Annotated in this window: 15 protein-coding genes; 5 read left to right on the top strand and 10 right to left on the bottom strand. The window is 69.3% G+C overall.

Annotation, left to right across the window (positions count from 1 at the left end):
* Positions 1–2: 2 nt before the first annotated feature.
* The 3 genes from ACZ5Y9_RS02870 to ACZ5Y9_RS02860 all read right to left on the bottom strand — a co-directional run bounded on the left by ACZ5Y9_RS02870 (position 3) and on the right by ACZ5Y9_RS02860 (position 2,149).
* On the bottom strand, positions 3–1,565 hold the full coding sequence (locus ACZ5Y9_RS02870; protein ID WP_464472225.1) for an MFS transporter: 1,563 nt from the start codon (positions 1,563–1,565) through the stop codon (positions 3–5).
* Positions 1,566–1,662: 97 nt separating this feature from the next.
* Positions 1,663–1,836, bottom strand: coding sequence for a CsbD family protein (locus tag ACZ5Y9_RS02865; RefSeq protein ID WP_247623802.1), 174 nt, complete (start codon positions 1,834–1,836; stop codon positions 1,663–1,665).
* Between the two features lie 61 nt (positions 1,837–1,897).
* Positions 1,898–2,149, bottom strand: coding sequence for a hypothetical protein (locus ACZ5Y9_RS02860; protein ID WP_247623803.1), 252 nt, complete (start codon positions 2,147–2,149; stop codon positions 1,898–1,900).
* Between the two features lie 91 nt (positions 2,150–2,240).
* Between ACZ5Y9_RS02860 and ACZ5Y9_RS02855 the strand changes: the two genes are divergently transcribed.
* Positions 2,241–3,806 (top strand): SDR family oxidoreductase, encoded by a 1,566-nt coding sequence (locus ACZ5Y9_RS02855; RefSeq protein ID WP_464472224.1) that lies wholly within the window; start codon positions 2,241–2,243, stop codon positions 3,804–3,806.
* Positions 3,807–3,835: 29 nt separating this feature from the next.
* On the top strand, positions 3,836–4,105 hold the full coding sequence (locus ACZ5Y9_RS02850) for a hypothetical protein (RefSeq protein ID WP_464472223.1): 270 nt from the start codon (positions 3,836–3,838) through the stop codon (positions 4,103–4,105).
* Between the two features lie 107 nt (positions 4,106–4,212).
* On the opposite strand, the gene ACZ5Y9_RS02845 is transcribed toward ACZ5Y9_RS02850, so the two are convergent.
* From ACZ5Y9_RS02845 to ACZ5Y9_RS02835, 3 genes are all read right to left on the bottom strand, one after another.
* Positions 4,213–6,150 carry a BCCT family transporter gene (locus ACZ5Y9_RS02845; RefSeq protein WP_464472222.1) on the bottom strand — a complete coding sequence of 646 codons (1,938 nt, stop codon included), beginning with the start codon at positions 6,148–6,150 and terminating at the stop codon, positions 4,213–4,215.
* A gap of 329 nt (positions 6,151–6,479) precedes the next feature.
* The gene (locus ACZ5Y9_RS02840; protein ID WP_247623807.1) at positions 6,480–8,174 is read right to left on the bottom strand and encodes an ABC1 kinase family protein; all 1,695 of its coding nucleotides are present in this window, start codon (positions 8,172–8,174) and stop codon (positions 6,480–6,482) included.
* Between the two features lie 72 nt (positions 8,175–8,246).
* Positions 8,247–8,876, bottom strand: coding sequence for a PadR family transcriptional regulator (locus tag ACZ5Y9_RS02835; protein WP_247957427.1), 630 nt, complete (start codon positions 8,874–8,876; stop codon positions 8,247–8,249).
* A gap of 125 nt (positions 8,877–9,001) precedes the next feature.
* On the opposite strand from ACZ5Y9_RS02835, the gene ACZ5Y9_RS02830 reads away from it, so the two are divergent.
* Entirely contained in the window at positions 9,002–9,253 is a 252-nt protein-coding gene (locus ACZ5Y9_RS02830; protein WP_464472221.1) for a hypothetical protein, read from the top strand.
* Positions 9,254–9,337: 84 nt separating this feature from the next.
* Positions 9,338–10,909: a glycosyltransferase family 2 protein gene (locus ACZ5Y9_RS02825; protein WP_464472220.1), complete on the top strand. Its 1,572-nt coding sequence runs from the start codon at positions 9,338–9,340 to the stop codon at positions 10,907–10,909.
* 107 nt (positions 10,910–11,016) lie between these two features.
* Here ACZ5Y9_RS02825 and map read toward each other — a convergent pair whose 3' ends face one another.
* Positions 11,017–11,790 carry a type I methionyl aminopeptidase gene (gene map / locus ACZ5Y9_RS02820; RefSeq protein WP_464472219.1) on the bottom strand — a complete coding sequence of 258 codons (774 nt, stop codon included), beginning with the start codon at positions 11,788–11,790 and terminating at the stop codon, positions 11,017–11,019.
* A 69-nt stretch (positions 11,791–11,859) separates the two neighbouring features.
* Here map and ACZ5Y9_RS02815 point away from each other — a divergent pair, with 69 nt between their 5' ends.
* Positions 11,860–12,132 carry a helix-turn-helix domain-containing protein gene (locus ACZ5Y9_RS02815; RefSeq protein WP_247624739.1) on the top strand — a complete coding sequence of 91 codons (273 nt, stop codon included), beginning with the start codon at positions 11,860–11,862 and terminating at the stop codon, positions 12,130–12,132.
* A gap of 128 nt (positions 12,133–12,260) precedes the next feature.
* Here the strand turns inward: ACZ5Y9_RS02815 and ACZ5Y9_RS02810 are convergent, their stop codons facing one another.
* From ACZ5Y9_RS02810 to ACZ5Y9_RS02800, 3 genes are all read right to left on the bottom strand, one after another.
* Complete coding sequence (locus ACZ5Y9_RS02810) at positions 12,261–12,698, bottom strand: hypothetical protein (RefSeq protein WP_247623812.1); 438 nt, start codon at positions 12,696–12,698, stop codon at positions 12,261–12,263.
* 100 nt (positions 12,699–12,798) lie between these two features.
* On the bottom strand, positions 12,799–13,803 hold the full coding sequence (locus ACZ5Y9_RS02805) for a DUF2510 domain-containing protein (RefSeq protein ID WP_464472218.1): 1,005 nt from the start codon (positions 13,801–13,803) through the stop codon (positions 12,799–12,801).
* 73 nt (positions 13,804–13,876) lie between these two features.
* Positions 13,877–14,182, bottom strand: a complete 306-nt coding sequence (locus ACZ5Y9_RS02800) for an ArsR/SmtB family transcription factor (protein ID WP_247623814.1) — start codon at positions 14,180–14,182, stop codon at positions 13,877–13,879.
* Between the last annotated feature and the right edge of the window lie 42 nt (positions 14,183–14,224).

Raw genomic sequence — 14,224 nt, 5'->3', positions numbered from 1 at the left:
CCTCAGACCTTCTCGGGCTCGGCCGGCTCGGCGTCGCCCGCGGCATCCGCCGCCTGCTCGACGCGCTCGGGGAACAGCTCGTCGAGGTCGAGGTCGGGGTTGTCGTCCTGCCCCTCGACGAGCTCGATGGCCTCCTGCTCGGTCTGCACGCTCGGCATCGCGCCGGGCAGCGGTCGGCGCGCCGACTCCTTGAGCACGACCACCGCGATGAACCCGGCGATCGACGTGCCGATCACGTAGAACGCGGGCGCGAGCGACGAACCCGTCATCTGCACGAGCGCCTCCATCACGACCGGCGCGGTACCGGCGAACAGCGCGACGGCCAGGTTGTACGAGATGCCCATGCCGCCGTAGCGCGACGACGTCGGGAAGAGCGCCGGGAGCGAGGAGGCGAGGTTGGCGACGTAGAACGTCACCGGGAACGCGAGCAGCACGAGTCCCAGCACGGTCGACCAGATCTCGCCGTGCATCATGAACAGGAACGCGGGCACCGCGAGCACGATCGCCGAGATCGAGCCGATGAACAGCACCTTCTTGCGGCCGATGCGGTCGGAGAGCCGACCGGTGAGCGGGATGCAGAGGGCCATCGCGACGAGCACCGGGAGCGTCAGCAGCGTGCCGTGCACCTCGTCATAGCCGAGGGTTCCGGTGAGATACGTGGGCATGTACGAGGTGAGCGCATAGCCGACCGTGTTCGCCGCGGCGACGAGCACGAAGGCCGTGAGCAGCTCGCGCCAGTACGCGCGGATGAGGGCGATGACACCCTTGGGCGCATCGGCCGCGGCCTGCGCTTCGTCGGCGGCGTGGGCCGCGGCATCCTGCGCTTCCTGGAAAGCGGGGGTGTCTTCGATCTTGAGTCGGAAGTAGATGGCGATGAGACCCAGCGGCAGCGCGACCAGGAACGGGATGCGCCAGGCGAAGCCCTGCATGACGTCGGCCGACAGCGTGAGCTGGAGGATCGAGACGAACGCCGCGCCGATCGCGAAGCCCATGTAGGAGCCGAGGTCGAGCAGCGAGGCGTAGAACCCGCGTCGCTTGTCGGGCGCGTACTCGGTGATGAAGGTCGTCGCCCCGGCGTACTCGCCGCCGGTGGAGAAGCCCTGCGCGAGCTTGAGCACGATCAGCAGGATGGGCGCCCAGACCCCGATGACCGAGAAGTCGGGCAGTACACCGATGAGGAACGTCGCGGCGGCCATCATGATGAGCGTGAAGGCGAGCACGCGCTGACGCCCCATCCGGTCACCGAGCTGGCCGAGCACGATGCCGCCGAGCGGGCGCGCGACGAAGGTCACGGCGAAAACGCCGAGCGAGAAGAGCGACTGCGCCCCGGCCGAGGCATCCGGCAGGAACGCCCGTCCGATGATCACCGCCAGGTAGCCGTAGACGCCGATGTCGTACCACTCCATGAGGTTGCCGACCACGGTTCCGGCGACCGCCCGTCGGAGCATGGGGCGATCGACCACCGTCACGTCGTCGACCGTGAGCCGACGCGGTTCGGTGGGCGCCGGTCGGAAGCGGCGGAGCAGCCGCTGCCAGAGGGATTCGCTCTTCACGGGATCGGACATGTCGTTCTCACTTTCTTCCCGTCGCGAGGCGAATGCCCCGGGACAGAGTTCGGGGAGACGGTACACCCACCGTCTCCCCGAAGTTCCTGCGGCTCGCTCAGTTGTTGAAGGCGTCCTTGACGTTCTCGCCGGCCTTCTTCACGTCGGCCTTGGCCTGATCGGCCTTGCCCTCGGCCTCGAGCTTCTCGTTGCCGGTCACCTTGCCCGCAGCCTCCTTCGCCTTACCGGCGATGTCCTCTGCGGCGTTCTTGATCTTGTCGTCGAGTCCCATGGGGGGCTCCTTTCTTCTCGGTGGTTCGCGATGGTCTGGTGGGGCATCCGGGGATGCCGGGTCATCCGGAGAGCAGCAGTCCGGCCATGAGCGGAGCGGATGCCGCGGCGACGAGCGAGACGCCGCCGACGATCCCGGCGGCGCGCCAGAAGGATCGGCGCTCGACGGGAGCGGTGATGCCGGACATGCGGCCGACGGCCTGCCGGGCCGACAGCGGGGTGAGGTCGACGCCGTCTGCGGGGATCATCCCGGGCGTCCGGCGGAGGGCGCGTCGGGTGCCGATCGTGCGGGTCTTCTCCACTGCCGGGGACATCGAATCACCTTCCTCGGAAGAAAGATTACTAGTTTGACTAGTGAAACGCCAGCCTAGTGAAATCTCCGGTGATCCGACCTACGCTCGGGACATGACCGAGCTCACCCAGCCCACCGGACGCGAAGACGACCTGCGCGCGATCCCCCGAGACGACGGCAGCGCCCCCGTCGCCCTGGTCCTCGGGGCGACCGGGTACATCGGCGGACGCCTCACCCCGCGCCTGCTCAACGCCGGATACCGGGTGCGGGTCCTGGCGCGCGACGCGGCCCGCGCGGCATCCTTCCCCTGGGGTCCGGACTGCGAGATCATCGAGGGCTCGGCCGACGACGCGGATGCCGTGGCCGAAGCCATACGCGACGTCGATGTCGTCTATTACCTGATCCACTCGATGGGCGCCGGCAAGGACTTCGAAGAGGCCGACGAACGCGCGGCCCAGACGGTGGCGGATGCCGCGGCGACGGCCGGGGCCCGCCGCATCGTGTACCTCGGCGGACTGCATCCCGACGACGTGAAGCTGTCGCCGCACCTGCGTTCGCGCGTGCGGGTGGGCGAGGTGTTCCTCGAATCGGGGGTGCCGACGCTCGTGCTGCAGGCCGGGGTCGTGATCGGGTCGGGCTCGGCGTCGTTCGAGATGATCCGTCACCTGACCGAGGTGCTGCCGTACATGCCCGCCCCGAAGTGGGTGCGCAATCACATCCAGCCCATCGCGATCCGCGACGTGCTGCACTATCTGCTCGGTGCCGCCCGGGTCGACGAGAGCGTGAACCGGGCGGTCGACATCGGCGGCCCCGACGTGCTGCGCTACGGGCAGATGATGAACGGCTACGCGGTGGAGGCCGGACTCCCCCAGCGCGCGATCGCCGCCCTGCCCGTGCTCACCCCGGGTCTCGCCTCGCATTGGGTGAACCTCGTGACGCCGGTGCCGCGCTCGATCGCGCGCCCGCTCGTCGCCTCGCTGCAGAACGAGTGCGTCGTGAAGAACCGCGACGTCGACGACCTCATCCCGCGGCCGACGGGCGGCCTGACCCCGTATCGCCGGGCCGTCGCGCTCGCGATCGGCCGGTCGAACAACGACACGATCGAGACCAGCTGGCAGGATGCCGAGGTCTCGGGCGCACCGAGCGACCCGCTGCCGAGCGACCCCGACTGGGCCGGGCGCACGGTGTTCACGGATGCACGGTCGCTCGAGACGACGGCATCCGTCGATCAGCTGTGGCGCGTGATCCTGGGCATCGGCGGATCGAACGGATGGTACTCGTCGCCGTTCCTGTGGGCGGTGCGCGGTCTCATGGACCGCCTCGTCGGCGGGGTCGGCCTGCGCCGCGGACGCCGCAGCCGCACCGACGCCCGGGTCGGCGACGCGATCGATTTCTGGCGCGTCGAGGCCGTCGAGGCACCGGGCACGACGACGGATGCCTCACCCGCCAGCGGAGGGCTGCTGCGGCTGCGCGCCGAGATGAAGGTGCCGGGCTCGGCCTGGCTCGAGCTGCGCGCCCTGCCGGAGGGGACGGGCGCCCGGTACGAGCAGCGGGCGGTGTTCTTCCCGCGCGGGCTGAGCGGACGTCTGTACTGGCTCGCGGTGCTGCCGTTCCACGGCGCGATCTTCGCCGGCATGGCCGCCCGCATCACCGCCACGGCGGAGGGTGCGGAGGAGTAGCGCGCCCCTCGTCTGGATAGGCTCGGGGCATGACCGCGGCCGAACCGAACCCGTACCGTCACCTCATCGCGCTGGCCGCGGGGATCGTGGCACTGATCGTGTTCCTCACGTTCACGAGCGGCGTCGTCGGGTATCTCGTCTCGATCGTCGTCGCCGGAGCGGCGGTGTTCGTCGGGCACCGCGCCGTCGGCCATCGAGGGCGGATGCTCCTCGCCGCCATCCTCGGGCTCGTGCTCAGCTACTTCGTGCTGATCACCTCGGTCGGCCTGCTCGTCGTGCGCCTGACCCGCCTCGGCTGAGGTTTCGCCGGGTCGGCCCTTCGTCTCGCTGCGCTCGCTCCGGAACCGGAACCGGTTCCTGAGCGAGGAGCGCAACGACGAGACGAAGGGCCCCCCGCGCACACCGATCAGTCGACGCGCGGCCGCTCCGGAGCATCCGTCTGCTCGGGGTCGACGGCGGCATCCACCGCGGCGTCGACGTCTCCCTGCGGGATGATGTCGATCGCCTCGGTCGCCGCCTCGTAGACCTCGGAGAGCGTCTCGTCGACGGTCTCCTCGTCGATCCAGGCGAGGTCGTCACCCGAGTGGTCGTACTCGACAGGTACGAGGGCGAAGTCGTCGCCGTACTCCTCGAGGCCCGCCATGACGCTGTGGCGCACCGCCGCACGGGCATACCGCTCGCGCAGGATCATGGGGTCGCGGCGCAGGTCGATCATGAACGCGACCATCATGAACGCCATGATCACCGCGAACGGCAGCGCCGCGATGATGGTCACGTTCTGCAGTGACTGCAGTCCGCTCCCCTCGTCACCCGACACGAGCACGACCGCGGCGATCGCGCCGACCAGGGCGCCCCAGGTGACCGTGACCCAGCGCGCGGGCTCCGGACGACCCTGCTGCGACAGCGTGCCCATCACGAGCGAGGCCGAGTCGGCGCCGGTGATGAAGAAGATCGAGATCAACAGGATCAGCAGGATGCTCGTGATCAGCGGGAACGGCAGGTTCTCGAGCACGCCGAACAGCACCTCTTCGGGCGGATCGACCACGAGCCCGGCGCCGTCCATCTGCTGGCTGATCGCCGTGGTGCCGAAGATCGCGAACCAGATGAGCGAGATCGCCGACGGCACGACGATCACGACCGCCACGAATTGGCGCAGCGTGCGGCCGCGCGAGATCTTCGCGATGAACATGCCGACGAACGGCGACCACGAGATCCACCAGGCCCAGTAGAAGATCGTCCAGCCCGAGAGGAACGTCTCGACCTCGGCACCCTGCGACGCCGAGCGGGCGATCATGGTGGGCAGGTCTCCGAGGAACTGCACGGCCACCGAGGGGATGACGTTGAGGATGAGCATCGACGGTCCGACGAAGAACACGAAGAACGCGAGCACCAGCGCCATCACGGCGTTGGTGTTGGAGAGCGCGCGGATGCCCTTCGAGACGCCAGAGACGGCCGAGGCGATGAAGCAGGCGGTGAGCACGGCGATGACCGCGATCAGGATGCCGTTGCCGACCTCTCCGATGCCCGTGACGAGCTCGACGCCGTGGCCGATCTGCAGGGCGCCGAGTCCGAGCGAGGCGGCCGTGCCGAAGAGCGTGACGATGATCGAGAAGATGTCGATCGTGCGGCCGAGGGGCCCGGTCGTGCGGCCCTCGCCGAGCAGCGGCGCGAAGATCGACGAGATCAGCGGGGTGCGGCCGCGGCGGAAAGCACCGTAGGCGATCGCGCCGCCGACGAGCGCGTAGAACGCCCAGGCCTGCGGACCCCAGTGGTAGAGCACCTGGGCCTGCGCGGTGTGCATCGCCTCGAGGGTGTTGGCCTCGACGGTGCCGGGCGGCGGCGTCTCGAAGAAGGTGAGCGGCTCGGCGGCACCCCAGAACACCAGACCGATGCCCATGCCGGCGGCGAACAGCATCGAGATCCACGAGAACATCGAGAACTCGGGCTCTTCGTCGTCGCGGCCGAGCGGGATGCGCCCGTACCGGCTGAAGCCGACGAACAGCATGAACACGAGGATCACGGTGGCGATCGTCGTGAAGAAGAAGCCGAAGTACTCGACCACCCACGCGAGCACACTGCTCGCCGTGCCCGACAGGTTGTCGCCCGCGAACACGCCCCAGGCGATGAACGCGACGGTCGCGAGGAGCGCGACGCCGAACACGAGGTGGTCGGTGCGATAGGTGCGCCCGGTCTCTTCGACCGAGACGCCGGGGATCAGCGCCGGGTGCAGTCCGCGTGGCGGAACGGCCGACATGTCGCGGACGATCTTGCGGCCCGTCTCGGTGGCCTTGGGGACGATATTGGTGGCGGTGGTGCGGGGAGGCTTCTCTTCGGGGGTCTCCATGAGAAACCATTCTCCCACGGCGCGTTCACCGGGACGGGGGCTTGCGCGGGGCGGGGCCCTTCGACAAGCTCAGGGACCCAGTTTCGAGACACCCCCACCCGGCCTGGGTCGCTGAGCCTGTCGAAGCGTCGCAGGGCGGCAGCATCCATTCGCTCGGGAGGAGAACTCGCGCTGCGCAGGACCAAAAGCGGCGGATGCTCCTGCCGAACGCGAGATCTCCTCCGCTCGCGGGCGCGGCGGGGCCCTTCGACAAGCTCAGGGACCCAGTTCCGAGACACCCCCGGCCTGGGTCGCTGAGCCTGTCGAAGCGTCGCAGGGCGGCCCCGCGGCTACCGGCGGAAGAAGCCCGAGAACACCGAGTGCAACAGGGGCAGAGCGGATGCCCAGAGCAGGGTGTAGCCGAGTCCGGGCACCGGCTCGACGAGCAGTGCGCCACCCACGAGCATCGCGGCGAAGAGCACGCCCGACCCGATGCGGCGGGCGATGCCCTCGAGCCGGTCGAGACGGCGTTCGAGCCGCGAGGTGTCGAAGGTGACGTTGCCGTCGTCGACGCGGGTGATGATCGCGTCGATGCGGTCGGGAAGACGCATCGTGATGCCGGCGGTCTTCATGGCGCGCTGCGCCATGTCCTGCACGAGGTTGCCGCTCTCGTCGCGCAGCAGCCGGTTGGCGTAGGGCTCGGCGGCATCCCACACGTTGAACGTCGGGTCGAGCGCACTGCACATGCCCGAGGTGAGCGACACCGCGCGGATCAGCAGCAGCAGGTGCTCGGGCAGTTGCAGCGGCAGACGGCGCACCATGTCGCCGAACTCATCGGCGAAGTCGGCGAACTCGCGCGGGTCGACCTTCGACAGCTCCGCGAAGCCCATGCCGCCGAAGCGTGCGAAGAGGGCGGTGAGCGCCCGTTCGAGCTCGCCGGTGTCGGCCGAGGGCAGCAGCACCCCGATCTCCTTCGCGGCGGCGACGAGTCCGCGACTGTCCCGCGCGGTCACCGCGATCAGGAGGGTGCGCAGGCCGGCGCGCAGGTTCGCCGGAACCTCGGCCATCATGCCGAAGTCGATGAAGGTGAGGTGCCACGGCGGGTCACCGGCATCCGCTCCCGCCGCCCGCGGCGTCACGAACATGTTGCCGGGGTGCGGGTCGGCGTGCACGAAGCCGTGCGTGAACACCTGGTCGAACATGACCTCGGCGAACACCTCGGCGACCTGCGCGGGGTCGATGCCGGCGGCGCGCAACGCGTCGGTGTCGTTGATCTTGATGGCCGTGACGTCCGACAGCGTCAGCACGCGGCGGGTCGACCGCTCCCACACGATCTCCGGCGCGTCGACGCGCGGGTCGTCGGCGAAGGCCTCCCGGAAACGCTCGGCGGATGCCGCTTCGTGCAGGTAGTCGATCTCCTCGAGGCTCGTGGCCGCGAACTCCTCGACGAGGGCGGGGGCATCCACCCGGTCCGACACGATGCGCACCCGCGTGAGCCACTTCCCGACCCGGCGCAGGGCGGCGAGGTCGGTCGCGACGATGCCGTCGATCCCCGGACGCTGCACCTTCACCACGACCGTGTCGAGCCCGGTGTCGGCGGCATCCTGCTCCGACAGCTTCGCCCGGTGGGCCTGACCGAGGGATGCCGCGGCGAGCGGAGTCTCGTCGACCCACGCGAACGCACGCCCGAGCGGGATCCCGAGCTCGGCCTCGGCGAGCACCCGGATATCGGCGAACGGTACGGCCGGCACCTCGTCCTGCAGGCCGGCGAGCTCGGCGGTGATCTCGGGCGGCAGCACGTCGAGACGCGACGACATGAACTGGCCGACCTTGATCATGAGGCCGCCGAGCTCGACCGCGAGGCCGTGGAACCGGCGGGCAAACTTCTGCATGCGCGGAGCGCGCGTGCGCTCGGAGATGCCGCTCATGCCGAAGCGCGGCAGCACGAGCTCGAACCACCAGATCTTCACGAACTCCCGAGCGGCGAAGGAGATGATGCGACGGTAGCGAGCGCGGTGGGCGCTCTGCGCCGGGGCATCCGTCATCGTGTTCTTCCTCCGCCGTCGGGAACGCCCGCCCGGAGGCCGGGCGGGCAGAAGCGCGTCATCCCGGCCGGATCAGTCCTGCGCGAGGATGCTGTACAGCTTACGGCGGGCGTCGTCGAGCACGTCGATCGCGGCCTGCACCTGCTCGGGCGATCCGCTGCGGCCGACCTGAGCGGCGGCCGCGGCGAGGTCGACACCGGCCTTGGGCAGCGCGTGGAAGCGCGGGTCGTTGCGGTGGCCGTCCTTCGAGGTCGACTCCCACGGAGCCTTCGTTTCGGTCGTCTCGGTGGCGACGGCCCGACCCGCCTCGGTGAGCGAATAGGTCTTGCGACCGTTCTGCTCCTCGGCCTCGATCAGGCCCTCGTCGGCGAGCAGCTGGAGCGTCGGGTACACGGAGCCGGCGCTCGGCTTCCACGAGCCGCCGCTGCGCTCGGAGATCTCGTTGATGATCTGGTAGCCGTGCATCGGGCGCTCGGCGAGCAGCGAGAGCACCGCCGCGCGGACATCACCGCGGGCCATGCGGCTGCCGCCGGACGGACGCTGCTGGTCGAACGACTTGCGCAGTTGGTCGAAGGCGTCGAAGAGCGCGCCGGCCGGACCGTTGGGGCCGCCGAGGCCGCCGGTGCCGAAGATGTTGCCGAGCGGGTTGTCGGCGTTGCTGCTGTTGCTGCCGGTTCCGCCGAAGGGGAATGCGTTGTTCATGATGACCTCCAGATGGGGTGGTGAACGATACTCAACGATATATCGTTCACCTGGGTGCGGGGTGGGAATCCGGGTCCCCCACGCGGGGGATGCGCCGTCCCTCCGACCTCCGTACCGTCGTAGGCATGACAGATCCCGAAGAGAAGTCAGAGAAGTCCGCGAAGGAGACCCAGACCGGCCTCGTCATGGGCATCGCCCTCGGCATCCCGTTCGGCGTCGTGGCCGGCCTGCTGTTCTTCGACAACCTCGGCCTCGGTATGGGGCTCGGGCTGTCGCTCGGCATCGCGATCGGGCTGGCGATCGACGCGCAGAACAAGAACAAGACGGATGCCTCGCCCGACGCGCCGCCCGAGCCGGACGGGCCACCGACCCCCTGAGACCGCCCCGATCGTGCCCACCACACGCCCGGGGGAAATGCAATCCCGGTGCGGGTCACAGCGACGAGTGTTCTACTGGCGGCAATGTCGTCGTTCATCGGAATCCAGAAGCCGTCCATCCGGGTCAGCGTGATCGTGCCCGTCTTCAACCCGGGCGACGGGTTCCGCGACCTCATCGCCTCGCTCGACCGGCAGAGCCTGCGCCCGGATCAGTTCGAGATCCTCCTCTGCGACGACGGATCCGACGAGGCGACGAAGCAGCGCCTCGACCGCGTCGCTCAGGATCGACCGCATGTTCGCGTGCTGAATCTGCCGCATTCCGGCTGGCCGGGCACGCCGCGCAACGAGGGCGTCGCGGCCGCTCAGGGAACCTACGTGCAGTTCGTCGACCAGGATGACTACCTCTTCGACACCGCCCTCCAGGCCCTCTGCGACTACGCCGATGCGAACGGCTCCGACATCGTCGTCGGCAAGGAGGTGGGCATCGGACGCGACCTGCCGAGCCGCATCTTCCGTCGCGATATTCCGGATGCCGTGCTCGGCGAGCACCCGCTGCTCGAGATGCTCACACCGCACAAACTGTTCCGCACGGAGTTCCTGCGCGCCCACGGCATCCGCTTCCCCGACGGCCGCGTGCGCCTCGAGGACCACCTCTACGTGATGCAGGCGTACTTCGCGGCGTCGAGGATCTCGATCCTCGCGAGCGTGCCCTGCTACGCGTGGGTCAAGCATCCGGGCAGCGCAAGCGCTTCGCGCATCGATCCCGAGACCTACTACCCGCACCTCGAGAACGTGCTCGACGTCGTCGAGGCGAACACCGAGCCGGGCACCCTGCGCGACCGCCTGCTGCGGCACTGGTTCCGCGGCAAGATCCTCAAGCGCCTGAGCGGCAGGCAAATGCTGCGGTACCCCGCCGATTACCGAAACCGGCTGATCGACGTGGTGACACCCATCGTCGAGAGGCGCTTCGGCCCCGGTGTGGACGCCGGGCTGTCGTTCCCCCACCGCATCCGCGCGGCGCTGTTGCGTGCCGGGCTGCGCGACGACCTCGTGCGCTTCGCGGAGTTCGAGACGGAGCTGTCGTGTGTGGCCGCGGTGACCTCGGCGAACTGGTCGCGCGGCGGCGGACTGCACCTGTCGATCGACGTCAGCATCCTGCGCGACGGGCGCGAGGCGCTCGTCTTCGACACCGAGACCGACCGCCTGTCGTCGCTGCCGCTGGAGTCGCTCACCGACCTGCCGCCCGAGGCGCTCATCGCCGGGCGCGAGCGCACCAACGACCGGATCGAACTGTTCCTCCTCGGCGACGAGCCGGGCGACGAACGTCGCATCGCGAGCGAGCGACCCCGTGCGCGCTCCGGCATCTCGGTCGCGATCGATCCGCTGAGGGTGTTCGCCGGCCACGGCCCCTCCTCGACCCTCCGCCTGATGGCGAAGGTGCGGCGGGCCGGGTGGACGTTCGACGTGCCCGTGACCTCGGATGCCGGTGCGCTGATGCGCGCGGGATCGTCGCCGCTGCTGGCCGGCAGCGCCGTGCTTCTCACGACCGGCTCGAGCGGCGGCGTCGAGCTGCAGCGCGAGGGGTCGGGCACGGGGCTACGCGACCTGGCGGGCCGGTCGGCGCGACGCGCACGTCGTGTCTTGCATCGCAGCTAGGTCATGCTGCCCTGCGACGCTTCGACAGGCTCAGCGACCCAGGGCTGAGTTCCTCGTCCGGACTGGGTCCCTGAGCCTGTCGAAGGGCCCCGCCCGGGGGACCTCACCTACCGCGTCGGCAGCGTCAGGATCTCCGCGCCGTTCTCCGTGATCGCGACCGTGTGCTCGGTGTGGGCGGTGCGGGCACCCGTCGCGCTACGGAGGGTCCAGCCGTCGGCATCCGTCACGAGCTCATCGGTGTCGGCCATGATCCAGGGCTCGAGCGCGAGCAGCAGGCCGGGGCGCAGCACGTAGCCGCGGCCGGGGCGTCCGTTGTTGGCGACGTGCGGGTCCTGGTGCATCGTCGAGCCGATGCCGTGGCCGCCGAACTCCATGTTGATCGGGTACCCCTCGGCCTTCAGCACCGTGCCGATCGCGCGCGAGATGTCGCCGATGCGGGCGCCGGGGCGGGCGGCGGCGATGCCCGCGGCGAGCGCGCGCTCGGTCGTCTCGATCAGACGCTCGTCCTCGGGGTCGCGCGTGGCGCCGACGATGAAGCTGATCGCCGCGTCGGCCGCGATCCCGCGCAGCGAGACGGCGAGGTCGAGAGTGAGCAGGTCGCCGTCGGCGAGCGTGTAGTCGTGCGGCATGCCGTGCAGCACGGCGTCATTCACGGCGGTGCAGATGTAGTGACCGAACGGCCCGTCACCGAACGAGGGGGCGTAGTCGACGTAGCAGGATTCGGCGCCGGCATCCTCGATCATCTGCTTCGCCCAACGGTCGATGTCGAGCAGGTTGGTGCCGACGGTTGCCCGGGCCTTCAGCGCGTGCAGGATGTCGCCGACGAGGGCGCCGGTCGCGCGGGCGCGGTCGAGTTCGTCGGGCGTGAGGATTTCGATCATGGGGTGCTTTCCGGTGGCGACCAATAACTATCCCGGCAATCCTATCCCGGGATTAGTATTGGCATCATGATGGTCCGGATGCCCCTCACCCCCGCCGAGGTCGAACGCGGCGAGCGCCTCGGTGCCCTGCTGCGCGCTGCGCGGGGCGAGCGGTCGATGCTGGGCGTGGCGCTCGACGCCGGAGTCTCCCCCGAGACGCTGCGGAAGATCGAGTCCGGCCGCGTCGCGACACCTGCGTTCTCGACGATCGCCGCGATCGCGGGGGTTCTGGGCCTGTCGCTCGACGCCGTATGGGCCGAGATCGGTGCGGATGCCGCGGCTCCGGGTCGCGTGGCGTCGTAGGCGCGGCGGCGCGGCGGCGCGGCGCTCCGACGCGTCCGAGTGCCGCCGACCGGTGCGAAATGTCGGTAATGACGCGCCATAACCAACACTTCGCACCGATCGAGCGCGAGGTCTCGCGTCCCCGCAGCTCACCCCGGCAGTTCGACCCCTCGGGCGGTGGCGAGTTCGCGGGTCTTCTCGGCGGCATCCGTCTCGATGCACACCGCCGTCTGCAGCCCGAAACCGTTGTCGCGCAGCAGGTAGTAGCTGGTGATCTCGCTGAGGCGAGCACCCTCGGCATCACGGAACGCGAAGCGAACGTGCACCAGCGCGAGCTTGTCCGTCACGAGGGTGATGTCGAGCACCTCGTGCCCCGCCGCGGCGAAACCGAGCCGCTTGTGCAGGGGGAACGACATCGAGAGCCCCTGCACGAGCGCCTCACGGGACTCGGCCACCATCGACGCCGCGTCGTCGACGACCACCCCCGGCTCGGCCCACAGCTTCGCCCACGCGCCGGCGTCGAAGTTCGTCAGCGTTGCGGCGTAGCGGGTGAAGTAATCGTCGATCCGAGTCGCAGTGATGGCCATGCTTCGAGCCTCGCCGAGGTCGCGGACAGATGCAATGGGAGGGACATACGGAGGAGGCCCCGGCCGCTTCCGCGAACCGGGGCCTCACTCGGGCTGGTGGTTACTTGACGAAGACGTCGTCGGCGAAGAAGCCGGGCGTGATGCGATAGACGACGGTCTCGCCGTCCGGAACGAGGAAGGCCTCGGATCCGGTGGCCGAGCCGCCGGCGTAGAGCTCGTCGAGCCCCATGCCGTCGTTCAGCGCGACCAGCGCGTCGTAGCTGTTGATGACCGAGCCCGACGCCGTGACGGCGGCGAGCTGAACCTCAGCGGCGATGCCCGACTCGTCGCCCTTGTAGGTGACGGTGTAGTTGACGATCTCGTAGTGCGAACCGGCCGGAGCCGGGTCGTTGAACTGGTTTGCCTCGGAGACCGTTGCGTTGCCGTCGGGGTTGATCGAGTTGATGACGACGGTCCAGTCGCTGCTGTCAATCGTGGACCCCACCGGGTACGGGTTCTCGCGGGTGCCCTGTGCCGCATCGGCCGGCTCTTCGGCGACGGGCTCTTCGGCGTCGGCATCCGCATCCGACTCGTCCTCGGCCGGCTGGGAGACCGTGGTCTCTCCGCTGCCGAAGGCGACCTCGAACGAGTTGGCGACGACCGCGAAGAACACGACGAAGCCGACGATGGTTCCCACGATCGACAGCCCGAGGCCGATGAAGGCGAGCCACTTCTTGTCACCCTTGAGGAAGAGGGCGACGATACTGAGGATGAAAGCGATCGGCAGCAGGATCCAGCCGAGGATCAGCGCGCCGGGCACGCACGCGAAGATGAAGCCGACAGCGCCGACGATGGCCGCGACCAGGGCGAGCACGTTGAGCTTCTTCTTGGGCTCTTCCGCCACGGCGGTGTGCGCGCCGGGGTACGCGGGAGCGGATGCTCCAGCGAAGGCGGGCGCGGGCGCGGGCGCGGAGAAATCTGCCGGGGCAGCGGGGGCGACGGGAGCCGTGGGTTCCGGAGCACTGGCCTCGTCGGCGAAGTTTCCCCACTGCTGACCGTCCCACCAGCGCTGACGTCCGGAGCCGTCGTCGTACCAGCCCGCGGGGGTGTCGTTCGGTGTAGTCATACGCTCATCCTGACAGAACGCTGAGAACCGATATGCCGGTGTTGCGGGTTCGTTATCCGCTGTTCAGCGGCAGCTATTTCGCGAGCACCGAGTCCAGCAGCCCGGGGAACAGCGCGTCGAGGTCGTCGCGGCGCAGGGTCAGGCGGCGACGCCGGCCGTCGGGCTCGTTGCGGATGACGCCCGCCTCGCGCAGCACCTTCATGAAGTGCGACTTGGTCGACTTCGGCAGGTTCGGGTCGGTGGCGTGGCAGGCGGCCATGTCGAGCGGACCGTCGGCCAGCTGGCGGGTGATGGCGAGGCGCTCGGGGTCGCTGAGCGCGAAGAGCACGTCGGTCAGCTGGATCTCGGAGCGCTCCGGGTGCGGAAGATCGCCAGGCATGGTTCGAGAATAGTTGAACAATCGACGGATGGCGAGTACGGT

The sequence above is a fragment of the Microbacterium sp. T3-8 genome, from assembly GCF_055398145.1.
The sequence above is the reverse complement of the archived record's forward strand: the minus strand, read 5'-3'. Positions and strand labels throughout refer to the sequence as shown.